Origin of the sequence: Streptococcus oralis ATCC 49296, assembly GCF_000185265.1 — a bacterium.
Taxonomy (GTDB): Bacteria; Bacillota; Bacilli; order Lactobacillales; family Streptococcaceae; genus Streptococcus; species Streptococcus oralis_BC.
This window is the reverse complement of record NZ_GL622183.1, coordinates 650824-673774: the sequence shown is the minus strand read 5'-3', so window position 1 is coordinate 673774 and position 22951 is coordinate 650824. Positions and strand designations below refer to the sequence as shown.

Below are 22951 nucleotides of genomic sequence, written 5' to 3'. Positions count from 1 at the left end.
GTACTGCTTAGTGACCGAAAAAGAAATTATAAGTCATTTTCAGATTCGTATTATCGATTTTGATGGAGATTTGATGCCTGACGAACTTGGATTTTACGAAAAAGAAACCAATACAGCTTTCCTGTCGAGCAAGCTCAACAAAAAAGAGAGAGTTAAGGTGCTTCTACACGAACTCGGCCACAAGGACCATACACGCTCAGAGTACCAGAACGCTCGCTTACGCTGTGAAAACGAAGCTGATAGGAATATGATCCATCATCTTGTAAAAGACGCGATAGAAAGCTTAGATGACCCGACAGAGTTTGATTACCTCAAATTCATGTCCTTCTATGATCTAAAAACTATGACTAATGAAGTCATGGTCAAGGAAGAGTACTTGGCATTAGTAAATTAAAAATTGCATTGAAGATATTTATATAGAGGGGAAATATATGCAAAAGACTGTTGAAAAAATATTATTCAGAGTCGCTGGAGTAACAAATTATAAAAAAGCTGTAAAACAAGCGTGCAATGATATTGCTGAAGATAATGACATTCCAGAATATTCCAGATATTATGGAGACCTTACGACACAAGAAATTAGAGAAGAACTTGAAGAAATTGGTGGACAAATTTTCAAGTATCAAGACTTATCTACTACTGAAGTTGAACTTGTCCCAGAACCTACTAATAAATATGATTCCAATGCCATCAAAGTTCTAATATTTGATAATTTCGTGGGATACATTCCTGGTAAGATAGCAAAAAATATTAGGCATTATTTTGATGATGATAAATATATTTTTATTTCTGAAGCAGAAATAAAGGGCGGTCCATATAAAGAATGGGACGAGTATGAAGAAAAAGTTGTCACAAATAATGATTTGGATGTTGGTTTTGAAATTTACCTTACCATTGTTGATTCTTCACAAAAAGAAGTAATTCAGAGCGAATCATCTGAGATAATTGATGATAACATTTTCAATAAAGAAGTTACGAAAACTGAATCTATTGAAACTAAAACAACTGAAGCTGAACATATTGAACAAAATATTGTTAGTGACAGTTTCGCTGATATAGTAAACGAGATTAATCTTTCAGAAACATCTCCTAAGACAAAACTTCCTGCCAATAAAATCATATTTTCAGCACTGTATATTTTCTTAGTCTTTTTCGGAGTTGTTGGTATTCCAATCGCTCCATTCCTTGCAGTCCCTTTGACAGCTTGGAGTTTGTATAAACTATACAAACTATTCAGAAAATAAAAAAAAGCCCCACAATCGCCCTCGCCAAAGTTTGATCGTGAAGCTTATCCTGTATAAAAATCAGCCATTAAAAAGGCCTATTTTCTATACCCTATTTTACACCATGAAAGGGGTGATGTCAATATTCTCAATGTTTAGACCTTGTCCAGAAGCCGATAAACAAGGAGAATACAATGAAATATAATAAAACAAAATATCCAAATATCTATTACTATGAGACTGCTAAAGGCAAGCGTTACTATGTCAGACGTTCTTTTTTCTTCCGAGGTAAAAAAAGAGAAAAAAGTAAAAGTGGTCTCACAACCCTTCCACAAGCTCGTGCAGCCTTGACAGAGATTGAGCAACAAATCCAAGACCTGGAATTAGGTATCAATACGAATCTAACACTCGATCAGTATTGGGATATTTATTCTGAAAAGAGATTGTCAACAGGGCGCTGGAATGACACTTCCTACTACCTCAATGACAATCTCTATAAGAACCATATCAAGCCAAAGTTTGGTTCTGCCCTGCTGAAAAATTTGGATAGAAATGAGTATGAACTCTTTATCGCTGAAAAGTTGCAGAACCATACCAGATACACTGTTCAAACCCTCAATTCCAGCTTCATGGCATTGCTAAATGATGCGGTGAAAAATGGAAATCTGCTCTCAAATCGCTTGAAAGGTGTCTTTATTGGCCAGAGTGATATTCCTGCAGCTAACAAGAAAGTGACTCTCAAAGAGTTTAAGACTTGGATAGCAAAGGCAGAAGAGATTATGCCAAAACAGTTTTACGCTCTGACCTATCTTACTATCTTTGGACTGAGACGAGGAGAAGTATTTGGTTTGCGTCCAATGGATGTGACTCAGAACGATAGTGGACGAGCTATACTTCACCTTAGAGATAGTCGAAGCAACCAGACCTTAAAAGGGAAAGGAGGGCTTAAAACGAAGGATTCAGAGCGATATGTCTGTCTTGATGATATCGGAACAGACCTGATCTATTATCTGATAGCTGAAGCTTCTAAAATCAAGCGAAAGTTAGGGATTATCAAGGAACAGCACAAGGATTATATCACTATCAACGAGAAAGGTGGTCTCATCAATCCAAACCAGTTAAATAGAAACTTCAATCTAGTGAATGAAGCAACAGGATTGCATGTAACACCCCACATGATGCGCCACTTCTTCACAACTCAAAGCATTATTGCAGGAGTTCCACTTGAACAATTAAGCCAGGCGCTAGGCCATACAAAAGTCTACATGACGGATCGTTATAACCAAGTTGAGGACGAACTTGCTGAAGCGACAACAGACCTATTTCTTAGTCATATTCGCTAAAAAATCCTCGCCAAAATCTCAAAAAGTCCCCGCCAATTCCCCGACCAAAATCCGAAAAATACCGAAAAATATCGAAAAATGATTTTTAGAATAGTCCCAAAAAGCCTGAAATAGAGCCAAAAAACTCCACCTGATTGGGTGGAGTTAAGGGAGATTATTATGAAAAAGAAAAGTTTAGGATTTCATTAAATAAAGGGTACTCAATGAAAATCGAAATCAGACTAGGCAGATAGACGCAAGCATAACTGTAGTTAGCTAAGTCGACTCTAACGAAGTATGGTGAGATTTTCGAAGAGTATTAGGAGGTCTTTATTTAATGATTATATAATACAAGATGAATCTTAAAGCTAACTTAACTTTTTCTCTGATTTATTATTTTTTAAAAAATTTTTTTCAAATGGATTTTTCCTCCCCAAGTCATAAAAAAGCCACCTGATTGGGTGACTTCTTTAGGAGATTATGATGAAAAAGAAAAGTTTGGGATTTCATTAAATAAAGGGTACTCAATGAAAATCGAAATCAGACTAGGCAGATAGACACAAGCATAACGATAGTTAGCTAAGTCGACTCTAACGAAGGTTGATGAGATTTTCGAAAAGTATTAGGAGGTCTTTATTTAATAACTATATGATACAAGAGGAGACTTAAACTTTACTTAAGAAAAAATAATTTTTTTATCTTTTTCGATCCACCCAAATCATTCCTGTACAATCATAAGTAGATAAGGTTTCAAATCCCAGAGAACGATAGAATCCCAAGTTTTTTTCTGTCTGATCGGTCACTAGTTGGACTTGATAGGCATCTTTGAAGTCACCTAAAGCCTCTTTCATCAAGTCGCTACCAATCCCTTGGCGCTGATAGCTAGGCAAAACGATCAAATCCTGGACAAAAATCGATGAAAAACCATCTCCGACCAAACGGACCAAGCCCACCACGGCATCGCCATCAAGTGCTAGATAAATTGCTAATGAGTGAGACAAGGCCTTCTCCAACATCTGAGGTTGATGTGTATAATTTGTCCAACCGACAGCCTGATAGAGATGCAAAACATCCTCTAACTTGACAATTTCTTGCTTTTTAATAGTGATCATGTCAACACCTCTTAAAGTTCTCTCAAGCTCTTGTACTGTCGTCCATTTTTATCAAAATTTTCAGGAGCCAACCATGTTTCTAAACGATCTTTGACTTGAGGCCAGTCCTTATCAATCATAGACAACCAATCCGTATCTCTCGTACGCCCCTTATAAACGACTGCCTGACGGAAGGTTCCTTCATAAACAAAGCCCAAACGCTCCGCAGCTCGTCTGGATGGCAGATTTAGAGCATCGCATTTCCACTCATAGCGACGATAGTTAAGCTCCTCAAAAACATACCGAGCTAGGAGATATTGAGCCTCTGTCCCTATACGTGTTCCCCTGAGTTCTGGAGAAAAAGTGACAGCTCCCACTTCTATTACTCGGTTATTCTGGTCAATACGCATGAGAGAAAAAGTCCCCAAAGCCTTACCAGTCGCCTTGTCTATAATCGCATAGTAAAAACGGTCCTTACGAGCCAACATCTGATTTAAGATAGTAACCAGTTCCTCCATATCTGCCACTGGTTCCTGAAAAAGGTAGGTCCACATCTCACGAGGCGTATCCGGACCATAAACAGCTAGCAGATCCTCCGCATGCTTTTCCACCGAAAGAGTCTCTATCCGAGCGTAGCGCCCTTCTAAGAAATCAATGGAAGGCAATTCTCCTGGAGTATAACCTTCCATTGACTCACCAATTATCTGACCATATTCGTTTATTGGCATCGTTTTTCTCCTTGTTTTACGCTGAAAATACTATATCATAATTTGCTCTATATGGAAACTAGCACTCTCCTCAAACCTCATCCTCAACACTACATTAGTGATTCGTTTTCTTTCTTTTATCTTCTAAGGCTTGATTAATTCGTTGGGTGAGCTTGTGAGTTTGCCAGATCTGGTACAACCATATCAGTCCATAAATTAATAAGAAAAAGAACCAAAGCAAGGGACTCAACAATGCTGAACCCCAGCCAAAAAATAAGTAGGTCAATACTAAAATAGTAGCTGTCGCTAACAAATGAACTCCTACACGCATACTATAAGCAATAAACTCTAGTCTTTCAAGGATTAAAGTCAATACCCCCATAATTCCACTCATCAAAAACAAAGCTAGAATATTTTTTGTCGTTGGTGCAGGATAGGTAATACCTGAATAAAACTGAGCCAATAACACCAAACTCAAATAAACAAAGGAGGCCGTACGCATTCCCGATACAAAATAAGCAATCAATCGCTTCATGATTTTCTCCTATAAACCTAGATAATCCATTAAGGACTTAACGTATTTCCGACTCACACTCGATTTGATACCCCGAGTCATCTTAGCCATCATGTTCCCTGAAAAGCTATCCGATAATGACTCTAGATGGTCAATGTTTATAACTGAATGACGTGATATCTGTATGAAATTACGCCGGTTAACCCGATTCTGAAAGTTTGTCAATGTTTCCTTAGTTTTATAAATCCCATCTACCGTATAAATGGTCAACAAATTCTTATCGATATCTGCTAGAATAAGATCCTCAATTTTCACCATAAGCAGATGATCATCCGTTCGAATAGGAATGACCACCTGATTGGTCGTTGAAAATTGTTCTAAATACTCCATGACCTCTCTTGCTTGGTCGGTTAACTGAGCCGCCTGAATTAAAATGTGTGGGTCTTTTTCTGAAAACTCTGTCTTCATTTCAAAACGAATCTTCATTTTCTCTCCAATACATCTTTATTTTCTCTTGCTAAACACTTTAACAAATAACATCCAAAGAAGAATAGCGACGAGACTGATAATAACCACTATAAAGTATGTTTCTTCCTTTGTCAATAGTTCTTGCCAGTTGATTTGGATTCCCATTTTTTCTTGAAATTCCTGTAACAGACTGTTATTTCCTGAAAATGCGATCTCTAATCGCTCTTTCATCAAGACTTGTCGATAGAGAGAAGCAATATAAGTTGCAGGGGTACATTTCATGAAAAGCTGTGCAGAATCAGGTAGTACTCCAATGGGGATATAAGTTCCTACTAAAAATCCAGAGGCAGTTCCCACTATCGTTGCCAGTTTACCAAGGCTATCTACAGATTGAAAACGGTAAATCAAGAGAACATTTACCAGACTTGAAAGCAGACTGCTTAACAACATAATCAAAGCGATTTCCGGTAAATAGCTGATAACTGGGCTCTCTTTAAAATAAAAACTCATAACAGCATACATAAACACCTGCATGACAAAAGAAATGACAATACTACTGATTAGATAGGACGCCTGTAAGGCCCAGTTACCTAAATCTGTCAAGAAAAGATCTTGATCCACTTGATTTTCGCGGTCCTGAACCATTTGTTTAAGAGCTGTAAAACTGGTTGTCATCCCAGTCACAGCCAAGGTCCCACCCATCAGCCAGTTATTTAAAAGGTTCGTACTATTAGGGAGTTGGGACCAAGAATCCGTCAAATTCTTCTGCAAAAAAATAATATAAAGGAGGAAGGAAATCAATGCCCCCAATAATGAGAAAAATACCCCCGAACGATTACGAAAATATAAGATAAAATTCCGTTTCAATAAAGCTAGCATTAGCGAACCTCTCTTCCTGTAAGTGCAATAAAGGCATCATCCATAGTACCTGGGCGAAACTCAAAAGAATCAATTTCTTCTCGAACTTTTGCCAAATATTCAATGGCTTCCTGTGACGTCCTTGGATAAAAAAGATATTCCATCACATTTTCTTCCTCGACTGTCATTCCAGTCTGTCGCAATTTTTCTAGATCCTTCATTTCCTTAAAACGAATTTTTAGGATATTAGATGCATACTGGCTTTTAATAGCAGTCGCAGAACCTTGCGCAATCACTTTCCCATGATCAACGATATAGATCTGATCCGCTTCATCCGCTTCATCCAGATAATGAGTCGTTAAGATAATAGTCATCCCTTCATCCTTTTGTAGTCGATACAGTAGATCCCAGATGGATTTGCGAGTTTGAATATCAAGACCTGTCGTTGGTTCATCCAAGAAAAGAATATCTGGTCGCGAAAGAAGAGCACGCGCAATATCAACCCGACGTTTTTGCCCACCTGACAAAGTCCCATATAGTTGTTTCTGGAAAGCAGTCAAACCCAGTTGATGAATCAAATCATCCACACGACTTGCCGCAATCTCCTTATACTGTTGAGCACGAATCGTGAGATTTTCCCTAACCGTCAACATCTCATCCAGTACACTAGCTTGAAAAACCACTCCGATTTTCGTATTTGGCGCATATCGAATCTGACCTTGTGTCGGATTTTTCAAACCGATTAACATGGAAATGGTGGTTGATTTCCCTGCACCATTGGGTCCCAAAATAGCATTGAAACTTCCTTTTTCAAACTCTAACTGAATATCATCAACAGCCATATGATTGCCGTACCGTTTAGTCAAATGTTTAGCTTGTAAAATCATATTTTTTCCTCCTCTTAACCACACTAGTTTAACAAAAAGAATGAAAGAAAAATCGACTTTTGAGATAAGCAGTTAAAATGAAAGGCTAAGTGGTAAAATAATGGGGGTTAAATTAAAGTAGAGCAGGCTCGTTTTTCTCCTATCGAATCACTAGAGGAAGTTTAAAATCACTTACAACCACACATTATATTTTTAAACATGTGCTATAAAAGAGGCATTTTATAGCATCCGGCAGAAAAATCCAAGAGTCAATAGTATTGTTCTCGCTAAACCAAACAATAAAAAATGAATCAGAAATCATGTCACACACTCCCTTCTAGTAAAATGAAAATGCTGAATGGGGCAGGATTGAATTTGAAGCAAGCAAGTATGGTCCTGAATTTGAAACTGCCATTAACGATAAGTCTATCTATTAGGAAAGAAATCTTCAATACAAGCAAAAACAGCTCTTGTTATCCAAGAAGAGCTGTTCTATTTTATGAAAGAGAGAGTCACTAGTGCCCCTTGTGCTTCTCTCTACGTTTTTGCTGTTTGCGTTCAAATTTCTCTTGCTTGAGCAATTGCTTTTGGAGACTAGATTGTTGTTTTGAATGCTTTTTTCGTTCCTCGTACTGCAACTGTAAGAGCTCTTGTGACTTAGAAGAAACTTTCTGCTTCACCTGTTTCTTTACAGCTCGCTGCAGACGCTTCGGATTCTTAATCTTCACATGCTGTTTGACTGTCGCCTCTGGACTAAAAGATAACCGAGCAAACTGAGTCTGTAAAAGTTTCAAAATTTCATCCTCTTTTGGTTCCTGACCAAATGTCACACGACAAACTTGATAAGTTCCCTCATACTCTTGTTCAAACAATCCATGCCAAAATCCATCTTCAAAATAAACTGTCAAGCCAATTGAAACGATTTCCATGACAGCACCTCCTTAAATCTATCCCTAAGAATGGACAACCAAGGAGGAAGGTTACTGATAGGCTTGCCTACGTCTGGACTACCAACCAGAACTGTGTTTTTATCTTAGTTGAGACTATTATAGCATAATCCAATTTAAAAATCCTCCAGATTCTACTCTGAAGGATTCCTATCTTATTTCACAACGATATTAACCAATTTATTAGGTACTGCAATCACCTTCACGATTTCCTTGCCATCAATCTCCACTTTGACTTTTTCGTCAGCAAAAGCAATTTCTTGCAATTCTTCGCGTGACAGGTCTTTAGCGACCATGAGTTTGGCACGGACTTTTCCTTTGATTTGAACGACAATTTCGATTTCGTCTTCAACTAATTTACTTTCATCCCATGTTGGCCAAGTCACGTAAGAGATAGACTCACCTGTTGCAGCAACAGTTTGCCAGAGTTCTTCTGCCAAGTGAGGCGCAAATGGGGCGATCAACTGAATAAAGCCTTTGGCGTAGTCCACATAGAGTTTGTCTTCCTTGTTGGCAGCGTTGACAAAGACCATGAGTTGGGCAATGGCTGTGTTGAATTTCATGGACTCGATTTGCTCAGTGACAGCTTTGACTGTTTCATTGTAGACCTTGTCAAGAGCACCATTGTTTTCCGCAGCGATTTCTTTACTTGTAATCAAACGGTAAACACGGTCGAGGAATTTACGGCTTCCTTCCAAACCTTCTTCTGACCAAGCGATTGAGGCGTCAAGTGGTCCCATGAACATTTCATAAACACGAAGAGTATCGGCACCGTATTGTTCCACTACGTCGTCTGGGTTGACAACGTTCTTGAGGGATTTAGACATCTTGGCTGGTGCTTGCTCCAACTCTTCTCCTGTTTCCACATGGAAGAAGGATCCGTCACGTTTTTCAACTTTGTCAGTCGCTACAAGAGCTCCACGGTGGTCACGGTAGCTTGTTCCCAAAATCATTCCTTGGTTAAAGAGTTTTTGGAATGGTTCCTTAGTCGGAACAACACCGAGGTCATAGAGGAATTTGTGCCAGAAACGAGCGTAGAGCAAGTGAAGAACAGCATGCTCCGCACCACCCACGTAGATATCTACTGGCAACCATTGTTTGAGAAGGTCCTCATCAGCCAATTTCTCAGTATTGTGTGGGTCGATATAGCGAAGATAGTACCAACTTGAACCTGCCCATTGTGGCATGGTATTGGTCTCACGACGACCTTTGACGCCATCTTCACGAGCCACTTCAAGCCAGTCTGTCAAATTAGCTAGTGGACTTTCCCCTGTACCTGAGGGGCGGATGTCCTTGGTTACTGGCAAGACAAGTGGCAAGTCACTTTCTGGAACTGCTGTTGAAGTTCCATCTTCCCAATGAATGATTGGGATTGGTTCCCCCCAGTAACGTTGACGACTAAAGAGCCAGTCGCGGAGACGATAGGTAACCTTCTCTTGACCACAACCTTTTTCTTCCAACCAAGCCACAATCTTGGCAATAGCGTCTTCTTTGTTCAATCCATCTAGGAAGTCTGAATTAACGTGAAGACCATCCTCTGTGTAGGCAGCTTCTTCAACCTTTCCACCTTCCAACACTTCTACGATTGGAAGGTCAAATTGTTTGGCAAATTCCCAGTCACGTTGATCATGAGCAGGTACAGCCATTACCGCACCTGTTCCATAGCTAGCAAGAACGTAGTCAGCAATCCAGATTGGGATTTCTTTACCATTGACAGGGTTGATGGCATAAGCACCCGTCCAAACCCCTGTTTTTTCCTTGGCAAGGTCGGTACGAGCTAAGTCAGACTTGAGACTAGCTTGATGTTTGTAGTCTGCTACGGCTTCAGCTTGTTCTGGACTGACGATAGCATCTACCAAATCATGCTCAGGAGCCAAGACTGTGAAGGTCGCACCGAAAAGGGTATCCGGACGAGTAGTAAAGACGGTGAATTCCTTGTCTGTTCCTTTTACTTTGAAGGTTACATTGGCACCAGTTGATTTCCCGATCCAGTTACGTTGCATATCCTTGATAGACTCTGGCCAATCCAACTCATCCAAGTCGTTAAGCAAGCGCTCTGCATAGGCCGTAATTTTGAGCATCCATTGGCGCATTGGTTTGCGGACAACAGGATAGCCACCACGCTCAGAAGTTCCGTCAGGAAGGACTTCTTCGTTGGCAATGGCCGTTCCCAATTCTTCGACCCAATTTACTGGCACTTCCGCTTCATAGGCCAAGCCTTTTTCGTAAAGCTTGGTGAAGATCCACTGCGTCCACTTGTAGTAGTTTGGATCTGTTGTGTTGACTTCACGATCCCAGTCGTAAGAGAAGCCAAGCGCATTGATTTGGCGTTTGAAGTTAGCAATATTTTCCGCTGTAAATTCTGCCGGGTCATTTCCCGTATCCATGGCGTATTGCTCTGCAGGCAATCCAAAGGCATCCCAACCCATTGGGTGAAGGACATTATAGCCTTGCGCACGTTTGTAACGGCCGAGAATATCCGTTGCTGTGTAACCTTCTGGGTGTCCTACGTGCAATCCGGCTCCTGAAGGATAAGGGAACATGTCGAGAGCATAAAACTTCGGTTTTGACGCATCTGTTCCTGTCTTAAATGTATGATGTTGGGCCCAATAGCCCTGCCACTTGGGCTCAATTTCTTTATGATTGTAAAAACTCATGCTATTTCTCCAATTTTATGATGTTACTATTATACCATTTTTGGGGGAATTTGAAAGTCGAGAAAGAATCTTTTCCCTCCATTGTCAAGAAAGATTGGCACCGAAAACAATCTTGCTAAGCAGAATAAAAGATAGCTCCTAATCGGAGCTAACTTCTATCAATTTTTTATTTCTCCCATCTTCTCACACCCTAGTTCTCGGTAGCTACGGTCACCAACAACTTCTACACTAAACTGCCCGTTCTCATATTCAAGGATCGTTACGCTACCATTATCGAGACCATGCGGATGCATGCTATTGATTAGATACACAATGGTACCAATGGTCATTCCATGGCTTACGACGAGAGCATTGCCCCCACCTTGTTCTTCCATTTCTTTGGCAATCGCTTCAAAGCCTTCCTTGATTCGACCACTGAGTTTTTCCCAACCTTCAGCCCAGCCTGCTGTATCAACCTCTACCAAACCTTCTGCTAGTTCTGCATAGGACAACTGATGAACATGGTCTACATTGAAAATTCTCGGAATCAATCCCATAAAGAGGTCCCCATCATAGGCTCCATCAAAACTACCAAAGCACCACTCACGGATTCGCTTGTCCATGCGGTAAGGGATTTTCCCCTGTAGGCCAAGTTCTTCTAGGATAATTCCCATGGTTTGAATAGTCCGCCCTGAATCACTGGAATAAGCGCGGTCAAACTGCAAACCAGACTCTCTCAAGCCAATTCCCAGTTCATGGATTCCCAACTCACCTTCTGCAGTCAGAGGTGTATCACTCCATCCTTGAGCACGTCCAATGGTGTTAAACATCGTTTTCCCATGACGGACCAAATACAATCTTACTTTAGACATTTTCTATCCTCCATTTTCTTCTATTATATCATGGATCAAAGAAATATTCGGCTTTCAAAAGCAAAGCCAACATTTGTAAATTATCCAAAAGAAAAGCTACCCTCATGGTAGCTTCCCTAGGAGATTATTATGAAAAAGTTTAGGATTTCTATTAAATAAAGTTAGGAGGTCTTTATTTAATGATTATAGTATACACAGTCATCCTTAAACTCAACTTAAATCCTCTCGCTTTTTTATTAATTTTTAAAACTATGGATTGGAGCTGGGATTTGCCCACCGCGAGAGATGAAATCAACAGACGAAGCCCCGTTAACCTTCATAACTGGAGCTGTCCCTAGCAAGCCACCAAACTCAATCATATCGCCTTCTTTGCCCTTTGGAATAATACGGACAGCTGTCGTTTTCATGTTAATAACACCGATTGCCGCCTCATCCGCAATCATAGCCGCAATGGTTTCAGCAGGCGTATCTTCCGGAATGGCAATCATATCCAACCCAACAGAACAGATAGCCGTCATAGCCTCTAGTTTCTCTAAATTTAGAGAGCCATCTTGCACCGCAGCAATCATCCCCTCATCTTCAGAAACGGGGATAAAAGCACCTGACAAGCCACCGACTTGGTTACAAGCCATCACTCCACCCTTCTTAACTTGGTCATTCAAAAGAGCGAGGGCAGCCGTCGTCCCATGCGTACCAACTGTTTCTAAGCCCATTTCCTCAAGGACACGAGCCACAGAATCACCAACCGCAGGAGTAGGAGCCAGACTTAGGTCGACAATTCCAAAGTCAACACCAAGGCGTTCACTCGCCATTTGCCCAACCAGCTGACCGATACGAGTAATCTTGAAGGCCGTTTTCTTGACTGTTTCCGCTACCACATCAAAGCTCTGTCCACGAACTTTTTCCAAGGCACGCTTGACCACACCAGGACCCGAAACCCCGACATTGATGATAACATCTGCTTCGCCAACACCATGAAAGGCCCCTGCCATAAAAGGATTGTCCTCAACAGCATTAGCAAATACGACTAATTTGGCCGCACCCATATCTGATAGCGCAGCTGTTTCCTTGATGATACGTCCCATATCAGCGACCGCAGTCATGTTGATACCTGACTTGGTCGAGCCGATATTGACGGACGAACAAACCTTGTCTGTCTCAGCTAGAGCACGAGGGATAGAATTGATGAGAATTTCATCTCCTTTTTGGTAGCCTTTTTGTACCAAAGCTGAGAATCCACCAATAAAGTCAACACCGATCTCCTTAGCAGCCCTATCAAGAACCTTTGCCAAAACAAGATAGTCTGTCGCATCAGTCGCTGCTCCAATCAAGGAAATCGGAGTCACCGATACTCGTTTATTGACAATAGGAATGCCTAGTTCTGCAGCAATTTCATCTCCAACAGCCACCAGATTTGCAGCTTTAGTTGTGATTTTTTGGTAAATTTTTTCAGCAGCACGTTCGATGTCTGGATCAATACAGTCCAAAAGGGAAATCCCCATGGTGATAGTTCTGATATCGAAGTTCTGCTCTTCGATCATGGCAATGGTTTCCGTAACTTGTCTAATATCCATGATAACCTCCTAGATATTATACATGGCGTCAAAAATCGCTGCACTTTGGATATTGATTTTCACATTCAAAGTTTGCCCAAAGCTTTTAAACTCATTTCGCAGAGTTGTAAAATCCTGCTTTTTATCACTAGATACGACTGCCATCATGGTAAAATACTCATCCAGTACTGTTTGAGAAATATCGTCAATATTCAAACCCAATTCTGCAATTTTAGTAGACACGCCTGCAACAATACCAGTCTTGTCCTTGCCAACCACTGTAATAATAGCCTTCATCTTTAGACTCCCATTCTACGATTATTAGAAAACCTGAACGTTTTTGATTTTCTTTTTCCTTAGTATAGCATATTTCCGAAAAAAATACTAAAAAACGCCTGCTTACGAAGTTGTTCTTAAACAAAAAACAATTTCGTAAACAAGCGTCTACCCTATCAAATGATGATGAGTGTTCCCGCTAGGACCGAAGTCCCAGCGGTAGACCAGAGCTAGACTAAGAGCACAAGACTCCATCATCATAACACTCAACAAAATTGATGATTTTATACTAATTCGATGATCGCCATTGGCGCAGCATCACCACGACGTGGTTCAGTTTTAAGGATACGAGTGTATCCACCGTTACGTTCAGCATAACGAGGTGCGATTTCTGAGAACAATTTTTGAAGTGCTGTAGTAGAAGTGTACTTGTCAGTTGCTTCATCATAGTTTTCAGATGCGATTTCATTACGTACGAAAGCAGCTGCTTGACGACGTGCATGCAAATCACCACGTTTACCTAGAGTAATCATTTTTTCAACAGTTTTACGGATTTCTTTAGCACGAGCTTCAGTTGTCACGATCGATTCGTTGATCAAAAGGTCAGTTGTCAAATCGCGAAGCATTGCTTTACGTTGTGAGCTAGTGCGTCCTAGTTTACGGTAAGCCATGTATTCCTCCTTTATTTATCTTTTAATCCAAGACCCAAATCAATGAGTTTGAGTTTCACTTCTTCCAAACTCTTGCGTCCAAGATTTCGTACTTTCATCATCTCTGCTTCAGATTTTTCTGTCAAATCATGCACAGTGTTGATACCGGCACGTTTCAAACAGTTGTATGAACGCACAGACAAGTCCAGTTCCTCAATCGTACGATCCAAAATACGATCGTCAGATTCAGTATCAGCTTCTTTCATCACTTCAGTTGACTTAGCAATCTCTGTAAGATTTGTAAACAAATCAAGATGTTCTGTCAAAATACGTGCTGAAAGCCCTAAAGCATCTTCTGGAATAATTGTTCCATTAGTCAAGATTTCAAGGGTTAATTTGTCAAATCCATCATTGCTACCTACACGAGCAGGTTCAACTTGATAGTTGACTTTTGTAACTGGTGTATAAATAGAATCTACAGCAAGTGTTCCAACTGGTGCATTATCTTTTTTGTTTTCATCAGCAGGTACATATCCACGACCACTGTTAACAGTCATTGTCGCTTTTAGAGAAGAACCTTCACCGATTGTAAAGAGATAATGATCTGGATTTACAATCTCAATATCACTGTCAGTCAAAATGTCTCCAGCTGTAATTTCAGCAGGACCTTCAACGTCAAGCTCAATGATTTTTTCGTCTTCAACGTATGATTTTACTGCAATCCCTTTAATGTTCAGAATGATTTGCATCACGTCTTCACGAACACCTGGAACTGTGTCGAACTCATGCAAGACACCTTCAATGTTGATAGATGTCACTGCTGCTCCTGGTAGAGAAGCTAGTAGTACACGACGAAGAGAGTTACCAAGAGTTGTACCGTAACCACGTTCAAGTGGTTCGATTACAAACTTGCCATAATCTTTATTTTCATCAATTTTTGTTATATTTGGTTTTTCAAACTCAATCATTTAGTTACTCCCTCTTAAACGAAAAGCAGTGTAATGCGATGATTATACACGGCGACGTTTTGGAGGACGAGCACCATTGTGTGGCACTGGAGTCACATCACGAATTGCTGTTACTTCAAGACCAGCGGCAGCAAGCGCACGAATAGCTGACTCACGACCAGAACCTGGACCTTTTACAGTAACTTCAACTGATTTAAGACCGTGTTCTTGTGCAGATTTAGCAGCAGCTTCAGAAGCCATTTGAGCAGCGAATGGTGTAGATTTACGAGAACCTTTGAAACCAAGAGCACCAGCTGATGACCAAGCAATTGCATTACCATGCACATCAGTAATCATAACAATAGTGTTATTAAATGTAGCGTGAATATGAGCAATACCAGATTCGATATTCTTTTTCACACGACGTTTACGTGTTGGTTTAGCCAAGACTTTTACCTCCTATATTATTTTTTCTTACCAGCAATCGCAACAGCTTTACCTTTACGAGTGCGAGCGTTGTTTTTAGTGTTTTGTCCACGGACAGGAAGTCCACGACGGTGACGAATACCACGGTAAGAACCGATTTCCATCAAACGTTTGATGTTCAAGTTTACTTCACGACGAAGGTCACCTTCAACTTTGATTGCATCCACTTCACGACGGATAGCATCTTCTTGATCTGATGTAAGGTCACGTACACGAACATCTTCTGAGATTCCAGCAGCAGCCAAAATTTTCTTAGATGTTGCAAGTCCGATACCATAAACGTAAGTCAATGAGATTACTACGCGTTTGTCATTTGGAATGTCAACTCCAGCAATACGAGCCATGTTTTCTCCTTTCTATCTTATCCTTGACGTTGTTTGTGTTTTGGATTTGCTGGGCAAATTACCATAACACGACCATTACGACGAATTACTTTACAGTATTCGCAAATTGGTTTGACCGATGGTCTTACTTTCATTTCTTATCCCTCCAAGTTTTTCGATTATTTAAAGCGGTAAGTGATACGTCCACGTGTCAAGTCATATGGACTCATCTCGACAGTAACACGATCTCCCGCTAAAATACGAATATAGTTTTTACGAATTTTACCAGAAACTGTTGCTAAAATCTGATGTCCATTTTCAAGTTCAACCGTAAACATTGCGTTAGGCATTGTATCGACTACTTTGCCTTCAACTTCAATCACATCGTCTTTTGCCACGCAAAAGCACCTCCATAAATTTCGATTCGATGCCCCTGAAAACAGAGACAACAATTATAAGTCAGACTATCTCAGTATAACATTTGTAGCGATTTTTTGCAAGTGTGAAAAACGCTTTATTTCAAATTTGTCAATACTTTTTCGATGTCTTTGAACACATCATTGATATCTTGATTTCCTTCGATATCGTGGACTAAACCTTTGGCACGGTAGTGAGCAATGATTGGTTCACCTTGTGCAATATTCACATCCAATCGACGCTTCACTGTCTCAGGTTTATCATCTTCACGTTGGTAGTAATCTTCTTCTTTGTAGTCAACTGGTGGGTTGAAAACTTTGTGGAAGGTTTCACCTGTTTCGCGGTGGATGATACGGCCACTCAAACGTTCCAAGAGACAATCTGGATTCACTTCGATATTGATCACACCTTCTAGTTCGATACCAAGTTCCGCCAATGTTTTGTCCAAGGCATGAGCTTGTTCAATCGTACGTGGGTAACCATCCAACAAGAAACCTGTTTCTTTGATGTCGTCCTGAGAAAGGCGTTCTTTAACAATTCCATTTGTAACTTCATCCGGAACCAACTCACCTTTGTCAATATATGACTTGGCAAGTACACCCATTTCAGTTTGATTAGCCATAGCAGCACGGAACATATCTCCAGTTGAAATGTGTGCCACGTGGAATTGCTCCACAATTTTAGCTGCTTGCGTTCCCTTACCTGCTCCAGGTAAGCCCATAATCAAAAGATTCATGATAGGATCTCCTTATTTTGTATTTAAATAGAAGCAGAAATTCGTTTCAACCCCTATTTAAAAACAAAATAGAAGAGGGGAGACGAAAATCTCTCTGATAGATAGACCTTCATACTCCACTCTCTAAGCAAAAGTAATCTTGCTTTTATTCTGTTTTGTCCATGAAACCAACATACTTACGTTTCAATAGGTAACCTTCTAGCTGTTTGATTCCTTCGATACCAGTTGAGATAATGATCAAAAGACTAGTTCCCCCAAAAGCAACAGCTTCTGAAAGACCAAAGACATCTTTTGCCACAATCGGCAAGATTGAAATCACACCAAGGAAGATCGATCCGACAGTCGCAAGGCGACGAAGAAGTTTCGACATGAATTCTTCAGTACCCTTACCAGGACGGACACCATGAATGTAGGCTCCACTCTTTTGCAAGTTTTCTGCTGCTTTCTCTGGATTGATCTGTACAAATGTATAGAAGAATGTAAAGAGAATGATCAACAAGGCATACATGGCAACACCTGTTGGAGATGTTGTAGATAACATTTCCTGTGCTGTACGTACCCAAGCCCAATCATGACCTGTAGCACTCAAAAACTGAAGAATGGCTGCAGGTGCTGCTGTGATGGAACTTGCAAAGATAACTGGGATAACCCCCGCTGGGTTTACCTTCAATGGAAGATATGAGCTTGATGGGGCTCCTTGAGCAACTTTTGTATATTGGATTGGAATTTTATATTCTGCCTGTTGAACAAAGGTTGTAAAGTATACAATCAACAAGACAGCGATAATCAAAATAACAACAAAGATAATAGATGAAGTCAAACGGCTACTTGGAATATTGACGAAGTAGTCAACATAGATTCCTTTAATCATCTCAGGGATTGAAGCGACAATACCTGCAAAGATGATCATAGAAACACCGTTTCCGTATCCCTTATCTGTAATTTGTTCCCCGAGCCAAGTTACAATCATACTACCTGCTGTGAGGATAATACCAATAGTAACAAAAACTTGTGGAGTTAAAGCTGTCGTTAATAATTTTGCTCCAGATAGAGTATTAAATCCTGCTGTAATCCCGATAGATTGAACAAATGCAAGTACAAGTGCAATATAACGAGTAGCTTGGTTTAGTTTTCTCCGTCCTACTTCCCCTTGTTTGCCCCATTCTACAAACTTCGGTAAAATATCCATTTGTAGCAATTGAACAACGATGGAAGCAGTGATATACGGACTTACACCGAGTGCGAAAACGGAGAAGTTCTTCATGGCATTCCCTGAAACAAGACTAAGCATGTTCAAGAAAGATAAACCGCTGAGAGCTTCTAAACTTTTTGCATTTACACCTGGAACAGTGATACTTGTCCCAATGCGGAAAACAAGAATGATAAAAATCGTAAAGAGAATTTTTGATCGAACTTGTTTAACCTTGAGCGCTTCTTTTAGTAATTTAAAAAACATGGGTCACCTCTCTTAGATGACTTCTACAGAACCACCTTTAGCAGTGATAGCTTCCTCAGCTGATTTAGAGAATTTAGCTGCTTTCACAGTCAATTTCTTAGTCAACTCACCGTTACCAAGAATTTTAACTCCTGATTTTTCAGCTTTCACAATTCCTGCTTCGATAAGTACAACTGGAGTTACTTCTGCACCGTCTTCAAAGACGTTCAATTGGTCAAGGTTTACAATTGCGTATTCTTTAGCGTTGATGTTAGTGAATCCACGTTTTGGAAGACGACGGAACAATGGAGTTTGTCCACCTTCAAAACCAAGGCGAACTCCGCCACCGCTACGAGCTTTTTGACCTTTTTGACCGCGACCAGATGTTTTACCGTTACCTGATGAAGTACCACGACCAACACGGTTACGTACTTTACGAGAACCTTCTGCAGGTTTCAATTCATGAAGTTTCATTATTATTTTCTCCTCTTTTGTAAAATGCTAGCGCCGATAAGAGAGAAAAGGTTGTCTCCCTTACCAACTCGCCTATACATTGTCATCTTAGATGACTATACCTAGTTTTAGGGGATGAGTATTGCCACATCCCCTAAACATTCATTAGTTTACTTCTTCAACTGTTACCAAGTGAGATACTGCAGTGATCATACCACGGATAGCAGCGTTGTCTTCTTTGATAACAGAGCTGTTCAATTTGCCAAGTCCAAGTGCTACAACAGTTTTACGTTGTGATGGAATGCGTCCGATTGGAGACTTAGTCAAAGTAATTTTAATTTGAGCCATTTTATCCCCTTTCTTATGCCAAATCAGAAACTGAGATACCACGAAGGGCAGCAACTTCTTCAGCGCGTTTCAATTGTTTCAAACCTTCAACAGTTGCGCGAACAATGTTGATTGGAGTGTTAGAACCAAGTGATTTAGATGTAATATCTGCCACACCTGCCAATTCCACAACGGCACGAACTGCACCACCAGCGGCAACTCCAGAACCTTCTACAGCAGGTTTCAACAATACTTTAGCTCCACCGAATTCTGAAAGAACTTCGTGTGGGATTGTTGTCCCAACCATAGGAACTTCAATCAAGTTTTTCTTAGCATCTTCTACTGCTTTGCGGATTGCTTCTGGAACTTCTTGAGCCTTACCAGTACCAAATCCTACGCGACCGTTGTGGTCACCAACAACAACAAGAGCTGCGAAACGAAGACGACGTCCACCTTTAACAACTTTTGTAACACGGTTGACAGCAACTACGCGTTCTTCTAATTCAACTGCATTGTCTTTAAATGCCATTTTCTAGTGTCCTCCTATTAGAATTTCAATCCGTTTTCACGAGCTGCATCAGCCAAAGCTTTCACACGTCCGTGATATAGATATCCACCGCGGTCGAACACCACTTCTGAAATACCTTTAGCGTTTGCACGTTCTGCAACGAGTTTACCGACAGCAACGGCTTGTTCAGTTTTAGTTCCTTTTGAAACTTCTTTGTCAAGAGTTGAAGCACTTGCGAGCGTTACACCCGCTACGTCATCAATCACTTGAGCGTAGATGCCTGTATTAGAACGGAATACGTTCAAACGTGGGCGATCAGCAGTTCCAGAGAGTTTTCCGCGAACGCGACGGTGGCGTTTTTGGCGGAGTTTGTTTTTATCTGGTTTAGAAATCACAGTTTTCACCTCTTTAGTTTTAAATCGTGTGCTATGCACTAAGTTGGAAAATAGGTTGGTGGTTGAAAATCAACCACTCAACATTATTTACCTGTTTTACCTTCTTTACGGCGAACGAATTCACCAACGTAACGGATACCTTTACCTTTATATGGTTCTGGTGAACGAAGGCTACGTACGTAAGCAGCTGTTTGACCAACTACTTCTTTTGAAATTCCACTAACAACGATTGTTGTTGGGTTTGGAAGTTCAAAAGTAATTCCTTCTGGAGCTTCAACTTCGTCTGGATGAGATTTACCAACAGCCAAAACAAGTTTTTTACCTTGAAGTTGTGCACGGTAACCAACCCCACGCATTTCAAGTTCTTTCTTGAATCCTTCTGATACACCAATTACCATGTTGTTCAAAAGAGCACGAGTAGTTCCGTGGATTGTTTTCATTTCTTTTGAATCGTTTGGACGGTGAAGAGTTACTTCAGTACCTTCCACACGAATTTCAATATCTTTTGAGAACTCACGAGTAAGTTCTCCTTTAGGTCCTTTTACAGTTACAACGTTGTCATTGTTAGTGATTTCAACACCAGCAGGCAACACGATAACTTTATTACCAATACGTGACATGTTTATTTTCTCCTGTTAGATTGTCAGGCCATTACAGCCAGTTTTCACGGGGTTAAATCGATTTCTCGATTTATAGGAACATTTAGGTTTCAATTTCAAAGTGAATCTAGGCATCGTCTCGTAGGCATAACTTTGGGTTAGGCAAGAGACGATAACGAGGAGTCACAAAGAAATTGGGAGCTAAATATTACCAAACGTAAGCGATAACTTCTCCACCAACGTTCTTTTGGCGAGCTTCTTTATCAGTAAGCAAACCTTCAGAAGTTGAAAGGATAGCAATTCCAAGTCCGTTAAGAACTTTTGGAAGATCTTCACGTTTTTTGTAGACACGAAGTCCTGGTTTAGAAACACGTTTCAAGTTAGTGATAACTTTTTCACCGTTTGGTCCGTATTTAAGGAATACACGGATGATGCCTTGTTTGTCATCTTCGATGATTTCTACGTTCTTAACAAAACCTTCGCGTTTAAGGATTTCAGCAATCCCTTTTTTGATATTTGATGCAGGTACTTCAAGTACTTCGTGTTTCGCTTGGTTAGCGTTACGAATACGAGTTAGGAAGTCTGCGATTGGGTCAGTCATAACCATTTTGTTTTTCTCCTCTTACTAGTAGTTTGCAAGTTGCACTTGCTAGTTAATGATTGAGCTGGGCTCAGATAGTATTGACACATTCAAATGAGAGAACTCTTATTTGAACACGAGCTACAACCTGTGCAAAAAAGATAAATTTGTTTCGGAGCATCGCTCCTTCACCAAATTTCCTATTTTTGCTGTGGTTGTTACGCTCTTAGTATCATGATATTACCAAGATGCTTTTGTTACACCAGGAATTTGTCCTTTGTAAGCTAATTCACGGAAGCAAACACGGCAAAGTTTAAATTTGCGGTAAACTGAATGTGGACGACCACATTTTTCACAACGAGTATAAGCTTGAGTAGAGAACTTCGCTGGACGTTTGTTCTTAGCAATCATTGATTTTTTAGCCATTAGATTTACCTCCTATATTATTTTGCAAAAGGCATTCCAAGGCCTGTAAGCAATGCACGTGACTCTTCGTCAGTGTTAGCAGTTGTTACGATAACGATGTCAAGACCACGAGTTTTGTCAACGTCATCAAAGTTAATTTCTGGGAAGATCAATTGTTCTTTCACACCAAGAGTGTAGTTTCCGCGTCCATCAAATGATTTTGTAGGAACACCGTGGAAGTCACGCACACGTGGAAGTGAAACTGAAACCAATTTGTCCAAGAATTCGTACATACGTTCACCACGAAGGGTAACTTTTGCACCGATCGCTACACCTTCACGAAGACGGAAGCCGGCGATTGATTTTTTAGCTTTAGTGATAAGGGGTTTTTGACCTGAGATAAGCGCCAATTCTTCAGCAGCTTTTTCAAGGCTTTTAGCGTTTGATACAGCTTCACCAACACCCATGTTCAAAACGATCTTATCTACTTTAGGCACAGCCATCACTGATGAGTAGTTGAATTGTTCTGTCAAAGCAGGAACTACTTCATTAAGATATTTTTCTTTTAAACGATTTGCCATTATACTTCTCCTTTCCTTCGTGATTAATCAAGCACTTCGCCTGATTTTTTGTTGTAGCGAACTTTTTTACCGTCTACAAATTTGTAACCAACACGACCAGCTACACCGTTTTTATCCAAAACTTGAACGTTTGATACGTGGATAGCTGCTTCTTTCTCGATGATACCACCTTGAGGAAGTTCGTTAGTTGGACGTTGGTGTTTCTTAACGATGTTTACACCTTCAACGATAACTTTGTTTACTTTTGGAAGGGCAGTAAGGACAACAGCTTCTGTTCCCTTATCTTTACCAGCGATTACGCGAACTTTGTCGCCTTTTTTTACAAACATTAGGTTTCTCCTTGATTTTTCTTACGCCCATAAGGGCACCCTAGCATTAAGCTAGGGGACTAGTTTGTTTTTAAAAATTAAAGTACTTCTGGAGCAAGTGACACGATCTTCATGAAGCCACCTTCACGCAATTCGCGTGCAACTGGACCAAAGATACGTGTTCCGCGAGGAGTTTTGTCTTCACGGATGATAACTGCTGCGTTTTCATCAAATTTGATGTATGAACCATCAGCACGACGAGCACCTGATTTAGTACGAACGATAACAGCTTTTACAACGTCACCTTTTTTAACCGCACCACCAGGAGTAGCTTGTTTTACAGATGCCACGATAACATCACCGATGTTTGCAAATTTACGTCCTGAACCACCAAGAACTTTGATAGTCAAGATTTCGCGCGCACCGCTGTTGTCTGCGACTTTCAAACGAGTTTCTGTTTGAATCATT

32 protein-coding genes are annotated in these 22951 nt (G+C 40.4%); 3 read left to right on the top strand and 29 right to left on the bottom strand.

Features of this window, described 5'->3' with window-relative positions:
- Positions 1–10 precede the first annotated feature (10 nt).
- From HMPREF8578_RS05620 to HMPREF8578_RS05610, 3 genes are all read left to right on the top strand, one after another.
- Positions 11–394: an ImmA/IrrE family metallo-endopeptidase gene (locus HMPREF8578_RS05620; RefSeq protein WP_002892904.1), complete on the top strand. Its 384-nt coding sequence runs from the start codon at positions 11–13 to the stop codon at positions 392–394.
- Positions 395–431: 37 nt separating this feature from the next.
- Positions 432–1244, top strand: a complete 813-nt coding sequence (locus HMPREF8578_RS05615; RefSeq protein ID WP_001174229.1) for an HIRAN domain-containing protein — start codon at positions 432–434, stop codon at positions 1242–1244.
- 173 nt (positions 1245–1417) lie between these two features.
- Positions 1418–2566: a tyrosine-type recombinase/integrase gene (locus HMPREF8578_RS05610; protein ID WP_000876734.1), complete on the top strand. Its 1149-nt coding sequence runs from the start codon at positions 1418–1420 to the stop codon at positions 2564–2566.
- 674 nt (positions 2567–3240) lie between these two features.
- Here HMPREF8578_RS05610 and HMPREF8578_RS05605 read toward each other — a convergent pair.
- The 29 genes from HMPREF8578_RS05605 to rplN all read right to left on the bottom strand — a co-directional run bounded on the left by HMPREF8578_RS05605 (position 3241) and on the right by rplN (position 22950).
- Positions 3241–3657, bottom strand: a complete 417-nt coding sequence (locus HMPREF8578_RS05605; RefSeq protein WP_000628399.1) for a GNAT family N-acetyltransferase — start codon at positions 3655–3657, stop codon at positions 3241–3243.
- A gap of 11 nt (positions 3658–3668) precedes the next feature.
- Positions 3669–4364, bottom strand: coding sequence for a GNAT family N-acetyltransferase (locus HMPREF8578_RS05600; protein ID WP_001122114.1), 696 nt, complete (start codon positions 4362–4364; stop codon positions 3669–3671).
- A gap of 94 nt (positions 4365–4458) precedes the next feature.
- Positions 4459–4878 (bottom strand): DUF3021 domain-containing protein, encoded by a 420-nt coding sequence (locus tag HMPREF8578_RS05595; protein ID WP_000825484.1) that lies wholly within the window; start codon positions 4876–4878, stop codon positions 4459–4461.
- Positions 4879–4887: 9 nt separating this feature from the next.
- On the bottom strand, positions 4888–5343 hold the full coding sequence (locus HMPREF8578_RS05590) for a LytTR family DNA-binding domain-containing protein (protein WP_000701936.1): 456 nt from the start codon (positions 5341–5343) through the stop codon (positions 4888–4890).
- An 18-nt stretch (positions 5344–5361) separates the two neighbouring features.
- Positions 5362–6204, bottom strand: a complete 843-nt coding sequence (locus tag HMPREF8578_RS05585) for an ABC transporter permease (protein ID WP_000880495.1) — start codon at positions 6202–6204, stop codon at positions 5362–5364.
- Complete coding sequence (locus HMPREF8578_RS05580; protein ID WP_000602882.1) at positions 6204–7070, bottom strand: ABC transporter ATP-binding protein; 867 nt, start codon at positions 7068–7070, stop codon at positions 6204–6206. The genes HMPREF8578_RS05585 and HMPREF8578_RS05580 overlap by 1 nt, the downstream gene beginning before the upstream one ends.
- A 494-nt stretch (positions 7071–7564) precedes the next feature.
- On the bottom strand, positions 7565–7978 hold the full coding sequence (locus tag HMPREF8578_RS05575) for a YjdF family protein (protein ID WP_000407102.1): 414 nt from the start codon (positions 7976–7978) through the stop codon (positions 7565–7567).
- Positions 7979–8151: 173 nt separating this feature from the next.
- Positions 8152–10653, bottom strand: a complete 2502-nt coding sequence (gene leuS / locus HMPREF8578_RS05570) for a leucine--tRNA ligase (RefSeq protein ID WP_000011801.1) — start codon at positions 10651–10653, stop codon at positions 8152–8154.
- Between the two features lie 158 nt (positions 10654–10811).
- A complete protein-coding gene (locus HMPREF8578_RS05565; protein ID WP_000049283.1) occupies positions 10812–11504 on the bottom strand; it encodes a histidine phosphatase family protein in 693 nt (230 codons plus the stop codon).
- A 236-nt stretch (positions 11505–11740) separates the two neighbouring features.
- Positions 11741–13078, bottom strand: a complete 1338-nt coding sequence (locus HMPREF8578_RS05560) for a PFL family protein (protein WP_000354872.1) — start codon at positions 13076–13078, stop codon at positions 11741–11743.
- Between the two features lie 9 nt (positions 13079–13087).
- Positions 13088–13354, bottom strand: a complete 267-nt coding sequence (locus tag HMPREF8578_RS05555) for an ACT domain-containing protein (RefSeq protein ID WP_000644136.1) — start codon at positions 13352–13354, stop codon at positions 13088–13090.
- 263 nt (positions 13355–13617) lie between these two features.
- Positions 13618–14004, bottom strand: a complete 387-nt coding sequence (rplQ, locus tag HMPREF8578_RS05550) for a 50S ribosomal protein L17 (protein WP_000331493.1) — start codon at positions 14002–14004, stop codon at positions 13618–13620.
- Between the two features lie 11 nt (positions 14005–14015).
- Positions 14016–14951 (bottom strand): DNA-directed RNA polymerase subunit alpha, encoded by a 936-nt coding sequence (locus HMPREF8578_RS05545; RefSeq protein WP_000568993.1) that lies wholly within the window; start codon positions 14949–14951, stop codon positions 14016–14018.
- A gap of 42 nt (positions 14952–14993) precedes the next feature.
- Positions 14994–15377 (bottom strand): 30S ribosomal protein S11, encoded by a 384-nt coding sequence (gene rpsK / locus HMPREF8578_RS05540; protein WP_001118385.1) that lies wholly within the window; start codon positions 15375–15377, stop codon positions 14994–14996.
- Positions 15378–15394: 17 nt separating this feature from the next.
- Entirely contained in the window at positions 15395–15760 is a 366-nt protein-coding gene (rpsM, locus tag HMPREF8578_RS05535; RefSeq protein WP_000090781.1) for a 30S ribosomal protein S13, read from the bottom strand.
- Positions 15761–15777: 17 nt separating this feature from the next.
- Complete coding sequence (gene rpmJ / locus HMPREF8578_RS05530; RefSeq protein ID WP_001808836.1) at positions 15778–15894, bottom strand: 50S ribosomal protein L36; 117 nt, start codon at positions 15892–15894, stop codon at positions 15778–15780.
- Between the two features lie 24 nt (positions 15895–15918).
- Positions 15919–16137 (bottom strand): translation initiation factor IF-1, encoded by a 219-nt coding sequence (gene infA / locus HMPREF8578_RS05525; protein ID WP_001029883.1) that lies wholly within the window; start codon positions 16135–16137, stop codon positions 15919–15921.
- A 116-nt stretch (positions 16138–16253) separates the two neighbouring features.
- Entirely contained in the window at positions 16254–16892 is a 639-nt protein-coding gene (locus HMPREF8578_RS05520; RefSeq protein ID WP_001050433.1) for an adenylate kinase, read from the bottom strand.
- 145 nt (positions 16893–17037) lie between these two features.
- On the bottom strand, positions 17038–18348 hold the full coding sequence (gene secY, locus HMPREF8578_RS05515) for a preprotein translocase subunit SecY (RefSeq protein ID WP_000465385.1): 1311 nt from the start codon (positions 18346–18348) through the stop codon (positions 17038–17040).
- A 12-nt stretch (positions 18349–18360) separates the two neighbouring features.
- A complete protein-coding gene (gene rplO / locus HMPREF8578_RS05510; protein ID WP_000766089.1) occupies positions 18361–18801 on the bottom strand; it encodes a 50S ribosomal protein L15 in 441 nt (146 codons plus the stop codon).
- A gap of 144 nt (positions 18802–18945) precedes the next feature.
- Positions 18946–19128 (bottom strand): 50S ribosomal protein L30, encoded by a 183-nt coding sequence (rpmD, locus tag HMPREF8578_RS05505; protein ID WP_000057241.1) that lies wholly within the window; start codon positions 19126–19128, stop codon positions 18946–18948.
- Positions 19129–19141: 13 nt separating this feature from the next.
- Entirely contained in the window at positions 19142–19636 is a 495-nt protein-coding gene (gene rpsE, locus HMPREF8578_RS05500; RefSeq protein ID WP_000874204.1) for a 30S ribosomal protein S5, read from the bottom strand.
- A 17-nt stretch (positions 19637–19653) separates the two neighbouring features.
- Positions 19654–20010 carry a 50S ribosomal protein L18 gene (gene rplR / locus HMPREF8578_RS05495; protein WP_000624044.1) on the bottom strand — a complete coding sequence of 119 codons (357 nt, stop codon included), beginning with the start codon at positions 20008–20010 and terminating at the stop codon, positions 19654–19656.
- 83 nt (positions 20011–20093) lie between these two features.
- On the bottom strand, positions 20094–20630 hold the full coding sequence (gene rplF, locus HMPREF8578_RS05490; RefSeq protein ID WP_000086623.1) for a 50S ribosomal protein L6: 537 nt from the start codon (positions 20628–20630) through the stop codon (positions 20094–20096).
- 187 nt (positions 20631–20817) lie between these two features.
- Positions 20818–21216, bottom strand: a complete 399-nt coding sequence (rpsH, locus tag HMPREF8578_RS05485; protein ID WP_000245504.1) for a 30S ribosomal protein S8 — start codon at positions 21214–21216, stop codon at positions 20818–20820.
- Between the two features lie 213 nt (positions 21217–21429).
- On the bottom strand, positions 21430–21615 hold the full coding sequence (locus tag HMPREF8578_RS05480) for a type Z 30S ribosomal protein S14 (RefSeq protein ID WP_001085697.1): 186 nt from the start codon (positions 21613–21615) through the stop codon (positions 21430–21432).
- Positions 21616–21632: 17 nt separating this feature from the next.
- Positions 21633–22175: a 50S ribosomal protein L5 gene (gene rplE / locus HMPREF8578_RS05475; RefSeq protein WP_000013542.1), complete on the bottom strand. Its 543-nt coding sequence runs from the start codon at positions 22173–22175 to the stop codon at positions 21633–21635.
- A 23-nt stretch (positions 22176–22198) separates the two neighbouring features.
- Positions 22199–22504 (bottom strand): 50S ribosomal protein L24, encoded by a 306-nt coding sequence (gene rplX / locus HMPREF8578_RS05470; RefSeq protein WP_000497691.1) that lies wholly within the window; start codon positions 22502–22504, stop codon positions 22199–22201.
- 77 nt (positions 22505–22581) lie between these two features.
- Complete coding sequence (gene rplN, locus HMPREF8578_RS05465) at positions 22582–22950, bottom strand: 50S ribosomal protein L14 (protein WP_000616545.1); 369 nt, start codon at positions 22948–22950, stop codon at positions 22582–22584.
- Position 22951 lies beyond the last annotated feature (1 nt).

Coding starts and splice junctions, on each gene's coding strand:
- HMPREF8578_RS05615 (WP_001174229.1), top strand. CDS start 432: ATGCAAAAGACTGTTGAAAAAATATTATTCAGAGTCGCTGGAGTAACA.
- HMPREF8578_RS05610 (WP_000876734.1), top strand. CDS start 1,418: ATGAAATATAATAAAACAAAATATCCAAATATCTATTACTATGAGACT.
- HMPREF8578_RS05605 (WP_000628399.1), bottom strand. CDS start 3,657: ATGATCACTATTAAAAAGCAAGAAATTGTCAAGTTAGAGGATGTTTTG.
- HMPREF8578_RS05600 (WP_001122114.1), bottom strand. CDS start 4,364: ATGCCAATAAACGAATATGGTCAGATAATTGGTGAGTCAATGGAAGGT.
- HMPREF8578_RS05595 (WP_000825484.1), bottom strand. CDS start 4,878: ATGAAGCGATTGATTGCTTATTTTGTATCGGGAATGCGTACGGCCTCC.
- HMPREF8578_RS05590 (WP_000701936.1), bottom strand. CDS start 5,343: ATGAAGATTCGTTTTGAAATGAAGACAGAGTTTTCAGAAAAAGACCCA.
- HMPREF8578_RS05585 (WP_000880495.1), bottom strand. CDS start 6,204: ATGCTAGCTTTATTGAAACGGAATTTTATCTTATATTTTCGTAATCGT.
- HMPREF8578_RS05580 (WP_000602882.1), bottom strand. CDS start 7,070: ATGATTTTACAAGCTAAACATTTGACTAAACGGTACGGCAATCATATG.
- HMPREF8578_RS05575 (WP_000407102.1), bottom strand. CDS start 7,978: ATGGAAATCGTTTCAATTGGCTTGACAGTTTATTTTGAAGATGGATTT.
- leuS (WP_000011801.1), bottom strand. CDS start 10,653: ATGAGTTTTTACAATCATAAAGAAATTGAGCCCAAGTGGCAGGGCTAT.
- HMPREF8578_RS05565 (WP_000049283.1), bottom strand. CDS start 11,504: ATGTCTAAAGTAAGATTGTATTTGGTCCGTCATGGGAAAACGATGTTT.
- HMPREF8578_RS05560 (WP_000354872.1), bottom strand. CDS start 13,078: ATGGATATTAGACAAGTTACGGAAACCATTGCCATGATCGAAGAGCAG.
- HMPREF8578_RS05555 (WP_000644136.1), bottom strand. CDS start 13,354: ATGAAGGCTATTATTACAGTGGTTGGCAAGGACAAGACTGGTATTGTT.
- rplQ (WP_000331493.1), bottom strand. CDS start 14,004: ATGGCTTACCGTAAACTAGGACGCACTAGCTCACAACGTAAAGCAATG.
- HMPREF8578_RS05545 (WP_000568993.1), bottom strand. CDS start 14,951: ATGATTGAGTTTGAAAAACCAAATATAACAAAAATTGATGAAAATAAA.
- rpsM (WP_000090781.1), bottom strand. CDS start 15,760: ATGGCTCGTATTGCTGGAGTTGACATTCCAAATGACAAACGCGTAGTA.
- rpmJ (WP_001808836.1), bottom strand. CDS start 15,894: ATGAAAGTAAGACCATCGGTCAAACCAATTTGCGAATACTGTAAAGTA.
- HMPREF8578_RS05520 (WP_001050433.1), bottom strand. CDS start 16,892: ATGAATCTTTTGATTATGGGCTTACCTGGAGCAGGTAAGGGAACGCAA.
- secY (WP_000465385.1), bottom strand. CDS start 18,348: ATGTTTTTTAAATTACTAAAAGAAGCGCTCAAGGTTAAACAAGTTCGA.
- rplO (WP_000766089.1), bottom strand. CDS start 18,801: ATGAAACTTCATGAATTGAAACCTGCAGAAGGTTCTCGTAAAGTACGT.
- rpmD (WP_000057241.1), bottom strand. CDS start 19,128: ATGGCTCAAATTAAAATTACTTTGACTAAGTCTCCAATCGGACGCATT.
- rpsE (WP_000874204.1), bottom strand. CDS start 19,636: ATGGCATTTAAAGACAATGCAGTTGAATTAGAAGAACGCGTAGTTGCT.
- rplF (WP_000086623.1), bottom strand. CDS start 20,630: ATGTCACGTATTGGTAATAAAGTTATCGTGTTGCCTGCTGGTGTTGAA.
- rpsH (WP_000245504.1), bottom strand. CDS start 21,216: ATGGTTATGACTGACCCAATCGCAGACTTCCTAACTCGTATTCGTAAC.
- HMPREF8578_RS05480 (WP_001085697.1), bottom strand. CDS start 21,615: ATGGCTAAAAAATCAATGATTGCTAAGAACAAACGTCCAGCGAAGTTC.
- rplE (WP_000013542.1), bottom strand. CDS start 22,175: ATGGCAAATCGTTTAAAAGAAAAATATCTTAATGAAGTAGTTCCTGCT.
- rplX (WP_000497691.1), bottom strand. CDS start 22,504: ATGTTTGTAAAAAAAGGCGACAAAGTTCGCGTAATCGCTGGTAAAGAT.
- rplN (WP_000616545.1), bottom strand. CDS start 22,950: ATGATTCAAACAGAAACTCGTTTGAAAGTCGCAGACAACAGCGGTGCG.